Here is a 17,103-nt window from a genome sequence, read left to right as displayed (position 1 = left end):
GCACATCGGGACAACGACTGACAGGCAGGTGCTTGGATCCTCATGAATGCACTCTCCACGCGTAGAGCTCGCGCGGCGATCGTGGCCCTGGCGGCCGGCTCGCTCGCGCTCACCGGTTGCAGCGGCGGCGGCCGCGCGGGCAAGGACAACGCGCAGACCGACAAGGACGCGGCCACCCAGTCCAAGGTGGTGCCGCTCGGCACCGCGGCGCAGTCCAACGGCCCCGCGGCCCCGGTCAAGGGCGCACAGAACGGCGGCGCCATCACGGTCTACCAGCGGGACAGCTTCAACCACCTGGACCCGGCCCAGATGTACGTCAGCGACGTGGGCGACCTGGCCAAGTTGATCTTCCGTGGCCTGACCACCTACACCCAGGACGACAAGGGCAACAAGACCCTCGTCGGCGACCTCGCCACCGACGCCGGCAAGATGTCCGACGGCGGCAAGACCTGGACGTACACCCTCAAGGACGGCATCAAGTTCGAGGACGGCACGCCGATCACCTCGAAGGACATCCGGCACTCCATCGAGCGGATGTACGCGCCGTTCATCACCGAGGGTCCGACCTACATCCAGCAGTGGCTGTCGGGCGACGGCACGACCTACCGCAAGGCGCTGCCGGACGGTCCGTACAAGGGCGACCACCTGCCCAAGTCCGTCCTGGACACCCCGGACGGCAAGACCATCGTCTTCCACTTCAAGGCGCCCCAGACGCAGTTGCCCTACGCGCTGGCGATGGCGGGCTACAGCGTCGTCCCGGACAGCGCCAAGGACACCAAGGACAACTACGACGTCAAGCCGGTCTGCGCCGGCCCGTACAAGATCGCGTCCTTCAAGTCCGGCAAGTCCATGCAGCTGGTGAAGAACACCGGCTGGGACCCCAAGACCGACCCGGCGCGCCACCAGTACGTCGACGGCTACAACATCTCCTTCAACCACCAGTTCTCCGACTCCACCAAGCGGTTGATGGCCGATCAGGGCGGCGACAAGACCGCCATCAGCTTCACCAACGCCGTGGAGCCGACGCTGACCAAGCAGGTGCTGGACAACCCCAGCGCCAGCAAGCGCCTGGTGCAGGGCTACCAGCCCTACGTCTGGCAGCTCAACATGAACATGGACCGCATCAAGGACAAGCGGATCCGTGACGCCATCACCTACGCGCTGCCGAGCCAGCAGGTCGTCCGGATCGAGGGCGGCAGCTACGGCGGTGAGGTCGCCGGCGGTCTGCTCTCCCCGACCGTCGCGGGCTACGAGAAGGGCTACGACCCCTACGGCAAGCTGAAGAAGCCCAACGGCGACCCGGAGAAGGCCAAGCAGCTCCTGAAGGAAGCCGGCAAGACGGGCATGAAGCTCGTCTACGCCTACGCCAACACCGAGATCCGGCAGAAGGAAGCCGTCGCCATCGCCGACGGACTGGCCAAGGCCGGCTTCGACGTGCAGAAGAAGGAGATCGACTCCTCCTCCTGGTACCAGCAGATGGGCAAGGTCGACAACGGCTTCGACATCTACCTGACCGGCTGGGGCCAGGACTGGCCGGACGCCTCCACGGTGATCCCGCCGTCCTACGACGGCCGCACCATCGCGGACGGCGCCTCCAACTACTCGCACGTCCGTGACCCGAAGATCAGCCAGGAGATCGACCGCATCCGGCAGATCCCCGACGTCCAGAAGCAGACCGCGGAGTGGCAGAAGCTCCACCACTACATCGTGGAGAAGGTCAACCCGGCCGCCCCGGTCTTCTACGTCAAGTCGCTCCAGCTCTACGGCTCGAATATCGGCGGTATCCGGTACAACACGGACACCAACTACCTCGACGTGAACACGCTGTTCATCAAGAAGTAGGCACCACACAGCCGAAGGCATTCCGGAGTGCGCGCGCAAGGCGGGGCGCGCACTCCGGGGCCTTCCCGCCACCCCTCACCCCACTGCAGCCGCCGTCCTGAGAGCAGCGAACTGTCATGTTTCCCTTCCTCCTTCGCCGGACGATCGGCGCGGTCGTCATCCTCGTCCTCCTCAGCGCCTTCACGTTCTTCGTCTTCTTCTCCGTCGGCGATCCCGCGCTGATGGCCTGCGGCAAGAACTGCACGGCCGACAACGTCGCGCTGATCCACAAGAACCTGGGGCTGGACCAGCCCGTGCCGGTCCAGTACTGGCACTTCCTCGTCGGCATCTTCGCCGGCCGCGACTTCACCCTCGGCCACTGCAGCGCCCCCTGCTTCGGCTACTCCTTCGCCACCAAGCAGGACGTCTGGTCCACGATGATGGACCGGCTGCCGCTCACCGCGTCGCTGGCCGTCGGCGGTGCCGTGGCCTTCCTGGTGATCGGTCTGGGCGCCGGCCTGATCGCGGCCTGGAAGCGCGGCACGCTGCTGGACAAGGCGGTCACCGGTGTGTCGATGGTTCTCAGCTCGGTGCAGATCTACATCCTCGGCCCCGTCGTGCTCGGCATCTTCGTCTACAGCGGCATCATGGCCGCCCCGCAGTACGTGAACCTCACCAGCAATCCGGTCGGCTGGTTCATGGGCCTGCTGATCCCGTGGCTGGTGATGGCGACGATCTTCACCGCGCAGTACACGCGTATGGCGCGCTCGACGATGATCGAGCAGCTCCAGGAGGAGCACGTCCGCACCGCCAAGGCCAAGGGCATGCCGGCGCGTTACGTCTTCCTGCGGTACGCCTGGCGTGGTTCGCTGATCCCGATCGTCACCATCCTCGGTGTGGACCTGGGCTCGCTGTTCGGCGGCGCGATGATCACCGAGTTCACCTTCCAGCTGGCGGGACTTGGCCGGCTGGCGGTCGACTCGGTCATCACCCTGGACCTGCCCATGGTGATGGGCGTGATGATCTTCAGCGCCGCCCTGATCCTGGTCTTCAACATCATCGTGGATGCGGCGTACGCGTTCATCGACCCGCGCGTGCGCCTGTCCTAGGAGAGCTAAGTCGTGACCACACCCACCAAGACCGCGGAGACGCCGGCCCCGAACGGGTCCGGCACCGGCTCCTTCCTCTCCGTCCGCGACCTGTACGTCCGCTTCTCCACCGAGGACGGCATCGTCAAGGCGGTCGACGGCCTCTCCTTCGACCTGGAGCGCGGCAAGACCCTGGGCATCGTCGGCGAGTCGGGCTCCGGCAAGTCCGTCACGAACCTGGCGGTGTTGGGGCTGCACAACCCCAAGTCGACCGAGATCACGGGCGAGATCCACCTGGACGGCCAGGAGCTCACCGGCGCCAAGGAGAAGACCCTGGAGAAGCTCCGGGGCAACAAGATGGCGATGATCTTCCAGGACGCGCTGACCGCCCTGTCGCCGTACTACACCGTCGGCCGGCAGATCGCCGAGCCGTTCATGAAGCACACCGGCGCCAACAAGCGCGAGGGCCGACAGCGGGCGATCGAGATGCTGACCAAGGTCGGCATCCCGCAGCCCAACCTGCGGGTGGACGACTACCCGCACCAGTTCTCCGGCGGCATGCGCCAGCGCGCGATGATCGCCATGGCGCTGGCCTGCAACCCCCAGTTGCTGATCGCCGACGAGCCGACCACCGCCCTGGACGTCACCGTCCAGGCGCAGATCCTGGACCTCCTCAAGGACCTCCAGCAGGAGTTCGGCTCCGCGATCATCCTGATCACCCACGACCTCGGCGTGGTCGCCGACACCGCCGACGACGTGCTGGTGATGTACGGGGGCCGGGCGGTCGAGCGCGGCACCGTCAAGGAGATCCTCAGCCAGCCCCGCCACCCGTACACCTGGGGCCTGCTCAGCTCGATGCCGCGGCTCTCCTCCGACGTCAGCGAGGCACTGCACCCGATCCCGGGCTCCCCGCCGAGCCTGCTCAACCCGCCCTCCGGCTGCGCCTTCCACCCGCGGTGCGCCTACACCGCTGAGGTCGACGGCGACCGCTGCGCCACCGAGCGACCGCTGCTGGAACAGGGCCGCGCCGCCGCGTGCCACCTGACCGCCGAGCAGAAGCAGACCCTCTTCACCGAGCAGATCAAGCCCCGGCTGGGCTAGGGAGTTACCACCATGTCCAAGAACGACACCCTTCCCGCGCCCCGGACCCCCGCGCCCGCCCAGGGCGAGCCGCTGCTCACCGCCGAGGGACTGACCAAGCACTTCCCGATCTACGGCGGCTTCCCGTTCAAGCGGAAGGTCGGGGCCGTCCAGGCCGTCGACGCGGTGGACCTGACCGTCCACGCCGGCGAGAGCTTCGGCCTGGTCGGCGAGTCCGGGTGCGGCAAGTCGACCACCGGCCGGCTGCTGACCCGGCTGATGGAGCCCACCGGCGGCAAGATCACCTACGCGGGGCGGGACATCACCCACGCCGGCCGCAAGGAGCTGGCGCCGATCCGCTCCGAGATCCAGATGATCTTCCAGGACCCGTACGCCTCGCTGAACCCGCGGCAGACGGTCGGCACCATCATCAGCGGCCCGATGGAGATCAACGGGATCAACCCGACCGGCGGCCGGGAGAAGCGGGTCCGCGAGCTCCTGGAGACCGTGGGGCTCAACCCCGAGCACTACAACCGCTTCCCGCACGAGTTCTCCGGCGGCCAGCGCCAACGCATCGGCGTGGCCCGGGCGCTCGCCCTGGAGCCCAAGCTGATCGTCGCCGACGAACCGGTCTCCGCCCTGGACGTCTCGATCCAGGCGCAGGTGGTCAACCTGCTCCAGGACCTCCAGCGCGAGCTGGGCATCGCGTTCGTCTTCATCGCCCACGACCTGGCCGTGGTACGGCACTTCAGCGAGCGGGTCGCGGTGATGTACCTCGGCAAGATCGTCGAGGTCGGCACCCGCGACGAGATCTACAACCGCCCCCGCCACCCGTACACCCACGCCCTCCTCTCGGCCGTCCCCGAGCCGCGGCTGACGGAGGAGGGCGAGGACGACCGCGAGCGGATCCGCCTCGCCGGCGACGTCCCCTCCCCCGTCAACCCGCCCTCCGGCTGCCGCTTCCGTACCCGCTGCTGGAAGGCCCAGGACAAGTGCGCGGCCGAGGAGCCGCCGCTGGTCCAACTCGGCGGCAGCGACGCCGGCCACCTGACGGCCTGCCACTTCCCGGAGGAGCCGACGACGGCAGCCCGCGGCGAGGACATCGTCCTGGACCCGGCGCTGGCGGCGATCGAGGGCGTGGACGGGGCGGACGAGCCGCAGGACTGACCCCCGCACCCACGCGACAGCACCGGAGCCCGCCTCCCTCAGGGAAGCGGGCTCCGGTGCGTCGTGGGCCGGTTACTCGCTCAACACCCCCCGCCGCTCCGCCGCGAAGTGGCAAGCCGACGGGTGCCGCACGCCGCCCTCCGCATGCCGGAAGTCGGTCGGGACGGCCAGCGGTGGCTCGACCCGGGCGCACAGTTCCCGGGCCTTCCAGCAGCGGGTGCGGAAGTGGCAGCCGGACGGCGGGTCGGCCGGCGAGGGGACGTCGCCGCTGAGCAGGATGCGGTCCCGGCGGGCCCGGGCCTCGGGGTCGGGCACCGGGACGGCGGAGAGCAGCGCCTGGGTGTACGGGTGGGTGGGGTGGTCGTAGATCTCCTCGCCGGTGCCCAACTCGACGATCTTGCCGAGGTACATCACCGCGACCCGGTCGGAGAGGTGCCGCACGACGGACAGGTCGTGCGCGATGAAGACGTAGGAGAGGTGGAACTCGTCCTGGAGGCGGGCCAGCAGGTTGACCACCTGGGCCTGCACGGAGACGTCGAGGGCGGAGACCGGCTCGTCCGCGACGATGATCTCCGGGCGGAGGGCGAGCCCCCGCGCGATGCCGATGCGCTGCCGCTGGCCGCCGGAGAACTGGTGCGGATAGCGGTTGACGAACTCCGGGTTGAGGCCGACGACGTCGAGGAGTTCCTGGACCCGACGCCGGCGGTCGCCCTTGGGTGCCACCTCGGGGTGGATCTCGTAGGGCTCGCCGATGATGTCGCCGACCGTCATCCGGGGGTTGAGCGAGGTGTAGGGGTCCTGGAACACCATCTGGATGTTGCGGCGGACGGCCTTCATGGCGCGGCCGGAGAGGCGGGTGAGGTCCTCGCCGCGGTAGCGGATGTGACCGGACGTCGGGCGTTCCAGGCCGACCAGCATCCGGGCGACGGTGGACTTGCCGCAGCCGGACTCCCCCACGATGCCGAGGGTTTCGCCGGGCCGCAGCGCGAAGGAGATCCCGTCGACCGCCTTGACCGCGCCGACCTGTTTCTTGACCAGCACCCCGCGGGTGAGCGGGAAGTGCTTGACCAGGTCGCGGACTTCGAGGAGCGGTTCGTCAACTGCCGCCATTCATGGCCTCCTTCCAGAAGTGGCAGGCGCTGGCCCGGCCCGGCCCGACCTCGTAGAGCGGTGGGCGGTCGGTGCGGCAGACGTCGCGGGCGAGCGGGCAGCGCGGGTGGAAGGCGCAGCCCGGCGGGACGGCGGTGAGGTTCGGCGGCAGGCCCTTGATCGCGTGCAGCTCCCGGCCCCGGTGCCCCAGGCGGGGCACGGACTCCAACAGGCCGCGGGTGTACGGGTGCGCGGGCGCCTTGTAGAGCTGGTGGACCGGGGCGGTCTCGACGACCCGGCCCGCGTACATCACGGCGATGGTGTCGGCGACGTCGGCGACCACGCCCAGGTCGTGGGTGATCAGGACGAGCCCCATCTGGTACTCCCGGCGCAACTCCGCGAGCAGGTCCATGACTTGGGCCTGGACGGTGACGTCCAGGGCGGTGGTCGGCTCGTCCGCGATGATCAGGTCCGGCTCCAGGGCGAGCGCCATGGCGATCATGATGCGCTGGCGCATCCCGCCGGAGAACTGGTGCGGGTAGTCGCCCACCCGCGCCCGCGCGGCCGGGATGCCGACCCGTTCCATCAGCGCGACGGCCTTCGCCCGGGCCTCCTTGCGGGACGCACCGGTGTGCACCCGGAACATCTCGCCGAGTTGGGCGCCGACGCTGAGCACCGGGTTCAGGGCGGAGAGCGCGTCCTGGAAGATCATCGCCATCTTGGCGCCGCGGATCCGCCGGCGCTCCTCCCGGCCCAGGGTGAGCAGATCGCGCCCCCGGAAGAGGATCTCCCCGCCGGTGACGAAGCCCGGCGGGGAGTCCAGGATGCCCATCACGGCCTGCGCGGTGACGGACTTGCCGGAGCCGGACTCGCCGAGCACCGCCAGCGTCTGCCCGGCCGCCACGGTGTAGCTGACGCCGTTGACGGCCTTCGCGACGCCGTCGCGGGTGCGGAACTCCACCTGGAGGTCCCGGACGTCCAGCAGCGGTCCCTCGGGGTCCGCGCCGCCGTGGTTCGCCATCTCCCGCCTCCTCAGCGCAACTTGGGGTCGAGGGCGTCGCGCACCGCGTCGCCGAGCATGATGAACGCCAGCACCGTGACGCTCAGCGCGCCCGCCGGCCACAGCAGCATGTGCGGGGCGTTGCGGATGTGGGTGGAGGCGGCGGAGATGTCGATGCCCCAGGAGACGGTGGGCGGCTTCAGGCCGGCGCCGAGGTAGGACAGCGTGGCCTCCAGGGCGATGTAGGTGCCCAGCGCGATGGTGGCGACGACGATGACGGGGGCGACGGCGTTGGGCGCGATGTGCCGCAGCAGCATCCGCCCGTTGCCGGCGCCCAGTGCCCGGGCGGCCTGGACGTAGTCGTTCTGCTTGGCGGTGACGACCGAGCCGCGGGCGATCCGGGCGATCTGCGGCCAGCCGAGCAGCACGATGAAGCCGACCACCGGCCAGACAGTGGTGCTGACGACCACGGAGAGGAAGACCAGCCCGCCGAGCAGGACCGGAATGCCGAAGAAGATGTCGGCGATCCGGGAGAGCAGGGTGTCCCACCAGCCGCCGAAGAAACCGGCCAGGCCGCCGAGGAGGCTGCCGAGCAGGGCGGCGCCGGCGGTGGCGCAGGTGCCGACGGTGATGGAGGCGCGGGCCCCGTAGACGACCCGGGTGTAGACGTCCCGGCCCTGGGTGTCGAAGCCGAAGGGGTGGCCGGGCGAGGCGCCCAGTTGGGCCTTGGACAGGTCGGCGCGGTAGGGGTTGCCGGTGGCGATCGCCTGCGGCCAGATGGCGATGACCACCAGGAAGACGATGACCAGCGCGGAGACCACGAAGACCGGGTTGCGGCTGAGGTCGTGCCCGGCGTCGCTCCACAGGCTGCGGGGCTTTCCGGTGGGTTCGCCGCCCGGGGGCGGGGGTGCGGCGCCGGGGGCGCGCTCCAGGGATTCGGCCGCCCCGATGGCGAGCGCGGCGTTGCCGCCGTCACCATGGCCGACGGCTTCCTTGGGGACGTACGGATCAGGCATAGCGGATCCTCGGGTCGAGGACGGCGTACAGCAGGTCGACCAGCAGGTTGGCGATCAGGAACACCAGCACCAGGATCGTCACGAAACCCACCACGGTCGGCGAGTTCTGCCGGAGGATGCCCTGGTAGAGCTGGTAGCCGACGCCGTGGATGTTGAAGATGCGTTCGGTGACGATGGCGCCGCCCATCAGCGCCCCGATGTCGGTGCCGATGAAGGTGACGACCGGGATCAGGGAGTTGCGCAGCAGATGGCGGGTGATGACCCGGTGCCGGGGCAGCCCCTTGGCGACGGCGGTGCGGACGTAGTCGGCGCGGGCGTTCTCCGCGATCGAGGTGCGGGTCAGCCGGGTGACGTAGGCGAGCGAGACCAGTGCCAACACCAGCCCGGGCAGCAGCAGTTGACCCAGCGGCGCGTCCAGCGCGACGGTCGGTGCGGCCCACTCGAACTTCACGCCGAAGATGAACTGGAGCAGATAGCCGCTGACGAAGGTCGGTACCGAGACCACGACGAGGGTCAGCACCAGCACGGTGGTGTCGACGCCCCGACCGCGCCGCAGCCCGCTGAACACGCCCAGCGCGATCCCGATCAGCGTCTCCAGGACGATCGCGACCAGGGTGAGCCGGAGGGTGACCGAGAAGGCCGTGGACATCAGCTCGGTGACCGGCCGGCCGTTGAACGCGGTGCCGAAGTTCCCGCGGAAGATCTGGCCCATGTAGTGCGGGTACTGCTTCCACAGCGGCTGGTCGAGGTAGAGGTCGTGGCGGATCTGCGCCGCGGTGGCGGGGTCCGGCGCCCGGTCGCCGAACATCGCGGCGACCGGATCGCCCAACGCGTAGACCATGACGAAGATCAGGAAGGTGCTGCCGATGAAGACCGGGATCATCTGGAGCAGCCGCCGGATCACATAACGTCCCATGAGCGCGCCCGCTTTCGTGGTCAGCCGACGGTGATCTCGTTGTAGACCGGCACGCTGAACGGATTGAGCCGCACATTGCTGATCCGTTCCGAATAGCCGCCGCTGCCGTTCTGGTACCACAGCGGAATGGACGGCATCTGCTGGGCGAGGATCCGCTCCGCTTCCTGGAACTTCGCCACCGCCTGCCGGGAATCGGGGGCGGCGTTCGCCTCGTTGACCAGCCTGTCGAACTCGGGGTTGCTGAATTTCCCGTCGTTGGACGAGGCGCCGGTGTAATAGAGCGGTTGGAGGAAGTTCTGGATCAGCGGGTAGTCCATCTGCCAGCCGGCCCGGAAGGGACCGGTCAGGTGCCGGGCGCTGATCTGGTTGCGGAAGTCCGCGAAGGTGCCGACCGGATTCCCCAGGCACGCCCGGTCGTTGCCCAGCGTCTTGTTGATGCTGTTGCAGACGGCGTCGATCCAGTCCTTGTGGGACCCGGTGTCCGCGTTGTACGTGAGGGTCATCCCGCCGCCGGGAAGTCCCCCGCCCTCCTTGATGAGTTGCCGGGCCCTGGCCGGATTGAACTCGCAGGCATCGCCGCACACCCCGGCCTGGTAACCGCCCTTTTCGCCCAGGACGGGTGAGGTCCAGTCGGTCGCCGGGGTGCGGGTGTGCTGGAAGATCTCCTTGGTGATCTGCTGCCGGTTGATCGCCATCGACAGGCCGCGTCGCACCTTTTCCCGGCCCGGCTTTCCCCATTGCGGGTCGTACATGGGGAAGGTGAGGTTCTGGATGATGCCGGCCGGCTGGTTGATGTAGCGGTCCCCGAGGTCGCTGCGGACGTTTCGCAACTGCGAGGCCGGGATGTCGTCGACGAGATCCAGGTTCCCCGCCTGGAGATCGGTGTAGGCGGTGTCGTTGTCGGTGTAGACCCGCAGATCGATGCCGCCGTTCTGGGCCGGGTCCGGGCCGGGGTACTTCTTCCATTTCCGCATCCGCAACACGGTGCCCTTGTCGTAGGAGTCCACCTCGTACGGGCCGTTGCCGATCGGCTTCTTCAACCAGCTTTCGTGGTCCTGGAAGAACGCCCGCGGCAGCGGCATGAACGCCGAATACCCCAGGGTGTCCGGCCAACTGGAGAACTTCTGGTTGAGGGCGACGGTGAAGGTGTGGTCGTCCTTCACCCGGAGTCCGGAGAGGGTCTTCGCGGTGGCCGTGCCCTGGTCGGGGTGGACCTTGTCGAAGCCGTCGATGTACTGGAAGAAGGACGCGTTCTTCTGCTTGTTGTCGAGCAGCGCCCCGTAATTCCAGGCGTCCACGAAGGACTTGGCGGTGACCTTCTCGCCGTTGCTGAAGGTCCAGCCGGGCTTGAGGGTGACGGTGTAGTGCCGGGCGTCGGTGGTCCCGATGCTCTTGGCGAGGACGTTCTCGGCGGCGCCGGTCCTGGGGTTGTAGCGCTTCAGGCCGCGCATCAGCATCTCCAGGACCTTGCCGCCCTGCACCTCGTTGGTGTTGGCCGGCTCCAGCGGATTCTGCGGATCCCCCCAGGAGGCGCTGACCACGGCGGAGCCGCCCGGGCCCGCGGTGCCGCCCCCGCAGGCGGAGGCCGCGAGGGCCAGGGCCGCCGCGCCGACGGCCCACTTCGCGCGCGCGGCTCCGCGCATGGCGCCTCCCTGACGGTCCAAACTGACGGGCTCACGCCTGGCCACCGGGGCCAGTCGTAGCCCACATCAGAGCCCACACCGGGACACAGCGCACCCCCACACCGTCCGCCACTGCTCCGAACCCCACGGGAAACCCCTCGGACGAACGATCCCCGCACCCCGGACGGGCCGCCCGCCAGGGGGCCTTGGCTCCGGGCCGGTCGACAGCGCCCCGCGTCCGGATACGGCGGCGCCCCGCCGGACCGGGGTCCGACGGGGCGCTCGGGGTGCCGTTTCGGCGTCAGCCGTGCTTGGCGCGGGACGCGGCGCGGGCGCGCTCGCGGGCGTCCAGGTTGACCTTGCGGATGCGGACGGCCTCCGGGGTCACCTCGACGCACTCGTCGTCGCGGCAGAACTCCAGGGACTGCTCCAGCGACAGCTTGCGCGGCGGGACGATCGCCTCGAACGAGTCGGCCGACGAGGACCGCATGTTCGTGAGCTTCTTCTCCTTGGTGATGTTCACGTCCATGTCGTCGGAGCGCGAGTTCTCGCCGACGATCATGCCCTCGTACACCTCGGTGCCGGGGTCGGTGAAGAGCACGCCGCGCTCCTGGAGGTTCGTCATCGCGAACGCGGTGACGGCGCCGGAGCGGTCGGCGACCAGCGAGCCGTTGTTGCGCGTCGCCAGGGTGCCGAACCAGGGCTCGTGGCCCTCGTGGATGGAGTGCGCGATGCCGGTGCCGCGGGTCTGGGTCAGGAACTCCGTGCGGAAGCCGATCAGACCGCGGGAGGGGACGACGAACTCCATGCGGACCCAGCCGGAGCCGTGGTTCGACATGTTGTCCATCCGGCCCTTGCGGACGCCCATGAGCTGCGTGACGGCGCCCATGTGCTCCTCGGGCACGTCGATCGTCATGCGCTCGACGGGCTCGTGCACCTTGCCGTCGATCTCCTGCGTGACCACCTGCGGCTTGCCGACGGTCATCTCGAAGCCCTCGCGGCGCATCTGCTCGACCAGGATGGCCAGCGCCAGCTCACCGCGGCCCTGCACCTCCCAGGCGTCGGGGCGCTCGGTCTCCAGGACGCGCAGCGAGACGTTACCGATCAGCTCGCGCTCCAGGCGGTCCTTGACCTGGCGGGCGGTGACCTTGCGGTCCTTGACCGCGGCCTTGGCCTCCGCGCCCTTGCCGGTGCCACCGCGGCCGACCAGCGGCGAGGTGTTGGTGCCGATGGTCATGGAGATCGCCGGCTCGTCGACGGTGATCAGCGGCAGCGCGACCGGGTTCTCCGGGTCGGCCAGGGTCTCGCCGATCATGATCTCCGGGATACCGGCGACGGCGCAGATGTCACCGGGCCCCGCCATCTCGGCGGGCTTGCGGGTGAGCGCCTCGGTCATCAGCAGCTCGGTGATGCGGACGTTCTGGACCGAGCCGTCGCGCTTCATCCAGGCCACGGTCTGGCCCTTGCGCAGCTCGCCCTGCTCGACGCGGAGCAGCGCGATACGGCCGAGGAAGTTGTCGGCGTCCAGGTTCGTCACGTGCGCCTGGAGCGGAGCGGCCTCGTCGTACGTCGGGGCCGGGACGTGCTCCAGGATCGTGGAGAAGAACGGCTCCAGGCTCGTGGAGTCGGCCGGGACCGTGCCGTCGTCCGGCTTGGTCAGGGAGGCGACGCCGTCACGACCGCACGCGTAGACGATCGGGAACTCGATCTGGTCCTCGTCCGCGTCCAGGTCGAGGAAGAGGTCGTACGTCTCGTTGACGACCTCGTCGATCCGGGAGTCCGGGCGGTCCGTCTTGTTGATGCACAGGATGACGGGGAGGCGCTGCTGGAGCGCCTTGCGCAGCACGAAGCGGGTCTGCGGCAGCGGGCCCTCGGACGCGTCGACGAGCAGGACCACGGCGTCGACCATCGACAGACCGCGCTCGACCTCGCCACCGAAGTCGGCGTGGCCGGGGGTGTCGATGATGTTGATCGTGATGGGGTCCCCGCCGTCCTTCGGGTGATACTTCACCGCGGTGTTCTTGGCGAGGATCGTGATGCCCTTCTCACGCTCCAGGTCGTTCGAGTCCATGACCCGGTCGTCGACCGACTCGAGCTGGTGGGCGGCGAAGGCACCGGCCTGCTTCAGCATGCCGTCGACGATGGTGGTCTTGCCGTGGTCGACGTGGGCGACGATGGCGACGTTACGGATGTCGTGGCGCGTGGCCATATTGCGGCGTACTCCTGGAGTGAGTGGTCGGCTGCGCGTACCTCTGTTGTTACGCGGGCCCTGCCGGGCTGGACACGCCACGGCCTTACCCCATGGTACGGGGCTGGTGCGGCAACGGCCGCCCCAGCCCGTACAAACCCACTCTGACCTGCGATTTCGTCTCGAACTTCGGCTTTGACTGGACCTCTACTTCGTGTAACCGATGTCCTGGAAGCGGGGGGTGGCGAAGCCGAACGCGCCGATGTTGGCGAGCGACTTCCGGGTGGCCACCAGTTCCGGCCGCTGGTAGAGCGGGATCGATCCGGCGGCGGCCCAGATCCGGGCGTCGGCCTGCTCGACCAGGGTGTGCGCGGCGTCCGGGTCGAGTTCGGAGGCGGCCTGGTCGAAGAGCTGGTCGATGCGGTCGGTGCCGACCCGGGTGTAGTTCTGCTCGACGGTCAGCGAACCGTCCGCGGCCGGCTCCGGCTTGGCGAAGATCGGCCGGGCGTCGGTGGCCGGGTAGGCGGTGCCCGGCCAGGAGTACAGGGCCAGGTCGTAGTCGCCGGAGGCGATGTGGTCCTTGAAGTAGCTGGCGTCCGGGACCCGCTGGATCGCGGTCTGCACCCCAATCCGGTTCAGCATCCCGGCGATCCGCCGGCCGACGGTGCGCAGTTGCTCGGAGCCGGGGCCGTCGGGGAGGACGAAGCGCAGCGCCAGCGGCCGGCCGTCCTTGCGCATCATCGGCGCCCGACCGGGGGCCCGGCCGGCCGCCGCCGCCGGGGAACGCCCCGTCTCGGCCTGCTGGGCGGCGCGGAGGCCGTTGCCCGCCCGCCGCGCCCCCGCGTGGCCGGCGGCGGCCCCGGGCAGGTGCGGAGCCTGGCCGGTCTCGATCAGCTCGGCGGCGCCCAGCGCCTGCGCGGCCCGCTGCTTGTACTGCCGGTACTTCCCGTACGCCGCGGACCGGGTGTCCCCGTGGGCCGCCACCTTCTCCTCGGTGGCGCCGGCCTTGTAGAACCCCGCGCTCTGCCGCAGCAGGGCGGCCTGCTGGACCTCGGAGCCGACCGCCCCGGCGAAGGACAGCGGCGCCTCGGCGGCGGCCGGGCGGGCGCCGTCCCGGTCCGCCCGGGCCTCGGCCTCGCCCGCGGCCGGCCGCTCCGGGTTGCGGTCGTCGGTCCCGGCGTCGCCGGAGTGGTCGACGGAGGTGCCGTCGCCGCGCCGGTCCACGTCGGGGTCCTCGCCGGCCCCGTCCCCGTCGTCCCGCCGGTCCGGCGTCACCGCGCGCCCGACGCCGGCCCGCTCCTCGCCCGCCGGCCGCGACCCGCCTCCCGCGGACGGCTTCCAACCGGCCTCCGCGAGCAGCTTCTTGGCCGCGTCCGAGTCGGCCTCGCCGATCGCGTCGCTGTGGTCCTCGTAGCCGTGCTGACCGGCCAGCAGCAGGTGGTTGCCGAGCGGCTTGGCGGGCAGGTCCAGCGGCTTGAGGACGGTGTCGGCGAGCGCCTGCCGGTCGATGGCGCGGGCCACCGCGCGGCGCACCCGGTCGTCGGCGAGCGGCCCGGCGCTGCCGTTGAGGGCGAGTTGGGTGTAGGCGGGCTCCAGGGCCTTGCGGATGGTGTAGTCGCGCAGCGTGCCCTGCCGGGCGGCGCCGGCGCGGTCGACGGCCTTGCCGTCCGCGGCCTTGACGGTGGCCGGCGCGGCGGCCTGGGCGACCCGCTTGGCGGCGCCCTGGTCGACCGCGGCGACGTCGACGGACCCGGCGGCCAGCGCCCTGGCCCGCTTGTCCCGAGGCAGCGCCTCCAGCACCAGGCGGTCCAACTTGGCCCGGTCGCCCCACCACTTGGGGTTGCGGACGAGGGTGACGGTGCCGCGGTCGGCGTCCCGCTTGCGCACCAGGAACGGCCCCGCGCCGACCGGGAGCTTCTCCCGCGCCGCGTCGTTGAAGGCGTCCGCCTCGCCCATCACGCTCTTGGGATAGAGCGGGGTGAACAGCGCCTGCCAGTCGGCGTAGGGGCGGGCGAAGGTGACCTTGACCTGGTGCGGCTTGGCGCCGGCCTCGACCTTGGCGATCCGGTCGTAACCGGCGTTGCGGGCCGTCCAGTAGGCGTTGTCCTTGCCGCGCAGCGCGTTCCACTGGGCGATGAAGTCCGCGGCGGTGAGCGGCCGTCCGTCGCTCCACCGCGCCTTGGGGTTGAGCTGGTAGGTGACGACCTGTCGGGGCTCGCGGGCGCTCACGTCCGCGGCGGTGAGGTAGTCGGCGTTGCGCTGCGGCCGGCCGCTGCCGTCGAGGGTGAACAGGCTGGGCAGCACGGCGCCGGCGACCCGGGTGGTGGCCGCGTCGGCGTCGCTCTGGAAGGCGTTGAAGGTGCTGGGCAGCGCGTCGATCGCCCAGCGGACCGTGCCGCCGTCCTTGACCATCCCACGCGGGGCCGGCGCGATGTCCTGGGACTGGGCGACGGAGGGCGCGGTGTCGCCCTGGCCGCATCCGGCCAGTACCGGCAGCGGGAGCAGTGCGCCCACCGCGACGAGCGCGGCACAGCGGCGCCTCCGGCACACCGCTCCGCCTGGGCTGACGTGGTCGGTCATGACTTTCCCTCCGGGCTCGCCCGCGCCGCACCGACCCGCAGCAACACGTCCGGCCGACTTTGCGGCTCATCACATCTATGGGCTCCCTACTGAAGGTGACCGTCCGCTTCCGGGCCGCCCGACACGTCGGGGGTCCGGCCAACGCCACCCGCCCGGCGCAACCCCCGGTCCACGGGCTGACGCCCGCAGGGGCGCGCGGGCCGCCGCGCGCGCCCTCATCCCGCCCCGCTCGTACCGGAGTTCGACACATGGTGAGCGACGACTGGCCGCAACGCACCGGTTCGAGTCGTACTCGCGTCTGCCCCCTTCCCAAGCCCTACTGTGACGCGCGACACTCTCGGGCGCATGAGATCGCCCGCCACACGTCATGAAGTGAGGGCATGTGATGTCGGTACAGGACGACTTGACGGCGGTGGAACGCAGCCTGGACGCCCTGGTCCAGGCGGTCGGAAAGCTGGAGACGCGGATCGGCGGCGGGCTGGACCTCCGCCGGGTCCGCAGCGACACGGACCATCTGCGGGAGAGCCTCGCGCTGCTGAAGCAGGGCCTGGCCGGCACCCGTCCGGCCCCGGGCACCAAGGCCGAGGACGAGATGGTGACGATCCCGGACACCCCCTACAACTCCGCGCTGTGGACGGACGCCGAGGACGAGGGCCTGGGCGCCAAGGACCGGCACGCGCCCTAAAGGACGGAGACGAATACGTTGGCCACTGGCATCGAACCCGCATCGCAATCGGCGCCGACCGGCGTGCGCGGTGCCTCGCGCGCCGCCATCCCGGCCCGCCACCTGCGCACCGACCGCTGGTGGCTGGCGCCGGCCGGCACCGCCGCCGGGCTGCTCGCGTTCGTCGTCTACTCGACCTGGCGGGCGTTCGCGAACGCGGACTACTACCACGCCCCCTACGTCTCGCCGTTCTACTCGCCCTGCCTGGCGGAGAACTGCCGCACCATGCACGGCGGCCCCAACTGGGACCTCTTCGGGAGCTGGTGGGGCCTGTCCCCCGCCCTGCTGATCCTGATCTTCCCGCTGGGCTTCCGGCTGACCTGCTACTACTACCGCAAGGCCTACTACCGCGGCTTCTGGGCCTCCCCGCCGGCCTGCGCGGTCGCCGAGCCGCACAAGAAGTACACCGGGGAGACCCGCTTCCCGCTGATCCTGCAGAACGTCCACCGCTACTTCTTCTACTTCGCGGTGCTGGTGGCCGGCGTCCTCACCTACGACACCGCGCTGACCTTCCGCGACGACCACTACCGCTGGGGCCACATGGGCCTGGGCTCGCTGATCTTCCTCGCCAACATCGGGCTGATCTGGGCGTACACCCTCTCCTGCCACTCCTGTCGGCACATCGTCGGCGGCCGACTGCGGCACTTCTCCAAGCACCCGGTGCGCTACCGGCTGTGGGGCTGGGTCAGCAGGCTCAACGCGCGCCACATGCTGCTCGCCTGGTCCTCCCTGATCAGCGTGGCGCTGGCGGACTTCTACGTCTTCCTGCTGGCCAGCGGGGCGTTCGAGGACCCACGCTTCTTCTGACGGGG

The 17,103-nt window shown here is 70.1% G+C and carries 13 protein-coding genes; 6 read left to right on the top strand and 7 right to left on the bottom strand.

Annotation, left to right across the window (positions count from 1 at the left end; all coding sequences use genetic code 11):
- The first annotated feature begins 42 nt into the window (after positions 1-42).
- From ACIQU6_RS28945 to ACIQU6_RS28930, 4 genes are all read left to right on the top strand, one after another.
- Positions 43-1,842, top strand: a complete 1,800-nt coding sequence (locus ACIQU6_RS28945) for an ABC transporter substrate-binding protein (RefSeq protein WP_403484632.1) — start codon at positions 43-45, stop codon at positions 1,840-1,842.
- A 116-nt stretch (positions 1,843-1,958) separates the two neighbouring features.
- Positions 1,959-2,930: an ABC transporter permease gene (locus ACIQU6_RS28940; RefSeq protein WP_403484631.1), complete on the top strand. Its 972-nt coding sequence runs from the start codon at positions 1,959-1,961 to the stop codon at positions 2,928-2,930.
- A 12-nt stretch (positions 2,931-2,942) separates the two neighbouring features.
- The gene (locus tag ACIQU6_RS28935) at positions 2,943-4,010 is read left to right on the top strand and encodes an ABC transporter ATP-binding protein (RefSeq protein WP_403484630.1); all 1,068 of its coding nucleotides are present in this window, start codon (positions 2,943-2,945) and stop codon (positions 4,008-4,010) included.
- 12 nt (positions 4,011-4,022) lie between these two features.
- Entirely contained in the window at positions 4,023-5,156 is a 1,134-nt protein-coding gene (locus ACIQU6_RS28930) for an ABC transporter ATP-binding protein (RefSeq protein ID WP_403484629.1), read from the top strand.
- A gap of 72 nt (positions 5,157-5,228) precedes the next feature.
- Here the strand turns inward: ACIQU6_RS28930 and ACIQU6_RS28925 are convergent, their stop codons facing one another.
- The 7 genes from ACIQU6_RS28925 to ACIQU6_RS28895 all read right to left on the bottom strand — a co-directional run bounded on the left by ACIQU6_RS28925 (position 5,229) and on the right by ACIQU6_RS28895 (position 15,567).
- Complete coding sequence (locus ACIQU6_RS28925) at positions 5,229-6,266, bottom strand: ABC transporter ATP-binding protein (RefSeq protein WP_403484628.1); 1,038 nt, start codon at positions 6,264-6,266, stop codon at positions 5,229-5,231.
- Positions 6,253-7,266: an ABC transporter ATP-binding protein gene (locus ACIQU6_RS28920; protein WP_403484627.1), complete on the bottom strand. Its 1,014-nt coding sequence runs from the start codon at positions 7,264-7,266 to the stop codon at positions 6,253-6,255. The genes ACIQU6_RS28925 and ACIQU6_RS28920 overlap by 14 nt, the downstream gene beginning before the upstream one ends.
- Positions 7,267-7,277: 11 nt before the next feature.
- Entirely contained in the window at positions 7,278-8,261 is a 984-nt protein-coding gene (locus tag ACIQU6_RS28915) for an ABC transporter permease (RefSeq protein ID WP_403484626.1), read from the bottom strand.
- The gene (locus ACIQU6_RS28910; RefSeq protein ID WP_403484625.1) at positions 8,254-9,177 is read right to left on the bottom strand and encodes an ABC transporter permease; all 924 of its coding nucleotides are present in this window, start codon (positions 9,175-9,177) and stop codon (positions 8,254-8,256) included. Before ACIQU6_RS28910 ends, ACIQU6_RS28915 begins: the two co-directional genes overlap by 8 nt.
- 20 nt (positions 9,178-9,197) lie before the next feature.
- Positions 9,198-10,820, bottom strand: coding sequence for an ABC transporter substrate-binding protein (locus ACIQU6_RS28905; protein WP_403484624.1), 1,623 nt, complete (start codon positions 10,818-10,820; stop codon positions 9,198-9,200).
- Positions 10,821-11,100: 280 nt separating this feature from the next.
- The gene (gene typA / locus ACIQU6_RS28900; RefSeq protein WP_403484623.1) at positions 11,101-13,008 is read right to left on the bottom strand and encodes a translational GTPase TypA; all 1,908 of its coding nucleotides are present in this window, start codon (positions 13,006-13,008) and stop codon (positions 11,101-11,103) included.
- A gap of 186 nt (positions 13,009-13,194) precedes the next feature.
- Positions 13,195-15,567: an ABC transporter family substrate-binding protein gene (locus tag ACIQU6_RS28895; RefSeq protein ID WP_403484622.1), complete on the bottom strand. Its 2,373-nt coding sequence runs from the start codon at positions 15,565-15,567 to the stop codon at positions 13,195-13,197.
- Positions 15,568-15,952: 385 nt separating this feature from the next.
- Here ACIQU6_RS28895 and ACIQU6_RS28890 point away from each other — a divergent pair, with 385 nt between their 5' ends.
- Both ACIQU6_RS28890 and ACIQU6_RS28885 read left to right on the top strand, forming a co-directional pair.
- Positions 15,953-16,252, top strand: coding sequence for a hypothetical protein (locus ACIQU6_RS28890; RefSeq protein WP_403484621.1), 300 nt, complete (start codon positions 15,953-15,955; stop codon positions 16,250-16,252).
- Positions 16,253-16,270: 18 nt separating this feature from the next.
- Complete coding sequence (locus tag ACIQU6_RS28885) at positions 16,271-17,098, top strand: hypothetical protein (RefSeq protein WP_403484620.1); 828 nt, start codon at positions 16,271-16,273, stop codon at positions 17,096-17,098.
- Positions 17,099-17,103: the final 5 nt, after the last annotated feature.

Origin of the sequence: Streptomyces sp. NPDC090442, assembly GCF_044769405.1 — a bacterium.
GTDB lineage: Bacteria > Actinomycetota > Actinomycetes > Streptomycetales > Streptomycetaceae > Streptomyces.
The sequence above is the reverse complement of the archived record's forward strand: the minus strand, read 5'-3'. Positions and strand labels throughout refer to the sequence as shown.

What these genes read in the sequence shown, in the direction of transcription:
- ACIQU6_RS28945 (WP_403484632.1), top strand. Translation starts at nt 43, where the DNA reads ATGAATGCACTCTCCACGCGTAGAGCTCGCGCGGCGATCGTGGCCCTG.
- ACIQU6_RS28940 (WP_403484631.1), top strand. Translation starts at nt 1,959, where the DNA reads ATGTTTCCCTTCCTCCTTCGCCGGACGATCGGCGCGGTCGTCATCCTC.
- ACIQU6_RS28930 (WP_403484629.1), top strand. Translation starts at nt 4,023, where the DNA reads ATGTCCAAGAACGACACCCTTCCCGCGCCCCGGACCCCCGCGCCCGCC.
- ACIQU6_RS28925 (WP_403484628.1), bottom strand. Translation starts at nt 6,266, where the DNA reads ATGGCGGCAGTTGACGAACCGCTCCTCGAAGTCCGCGACCTGGTCAAG.
- ACIQU6_RS28920 (WP_403484627.1), bottom strand. Translation starts at nt 7,266, where the DNA reads ATGGCGAACCACGGCGGCGCGGACCCCGAGGGACCGCTGCTGGACGTC.
- ACIQU6_RS28915 (WP_403484626.1), bottom strand. Translation starts at nt 8,261, where the DNA reads ATGCCTGATCCGTACGTCCCCAAGGAAGCCGTCGGCCATGGTGACGGC.
- ACIQU6_RS28910 (WP_403484625.1), bottom strand. Translation starts at nt 9,177, where the DNA reads ATGGGACGTTATGTGATCCGGCGGCTGCTCCAGATGATCCCGGTCTTC.
- ACIQU6_RS28905 (WP_403484624.1), bottom strand. Translation starts at nt 10,820, where the DNA reads ATGCGCGGAGCCGCGCGCGCGAAGTGGGCCGTCGGCGCGGCGGCCCTG.
- typA (WP_403484623.1), bottom strand. Translation starts at nt 13,008, where the DNA reads ATGGCCACGCGCCACGACATCCGTAACGTCGCCATCGTCGCCCACGTC.
- ACIQU6_RS28895 (WP_403484622.1), bottom strand. Translation starts at nt 15,567, where the DNA reads ATGACCGACCACGTCAGCCCAGGCGGAGCGGTGTGCCGGAGGCGCCGC.
- ACIQU6_RS28890 (WP_403484621.1), top strand. Translation starts at nt 15,953, where the DNA reads ATGTCGGTACAGGACGACTTGACGGCGGTGGAACGCAGCCTGGACGCC.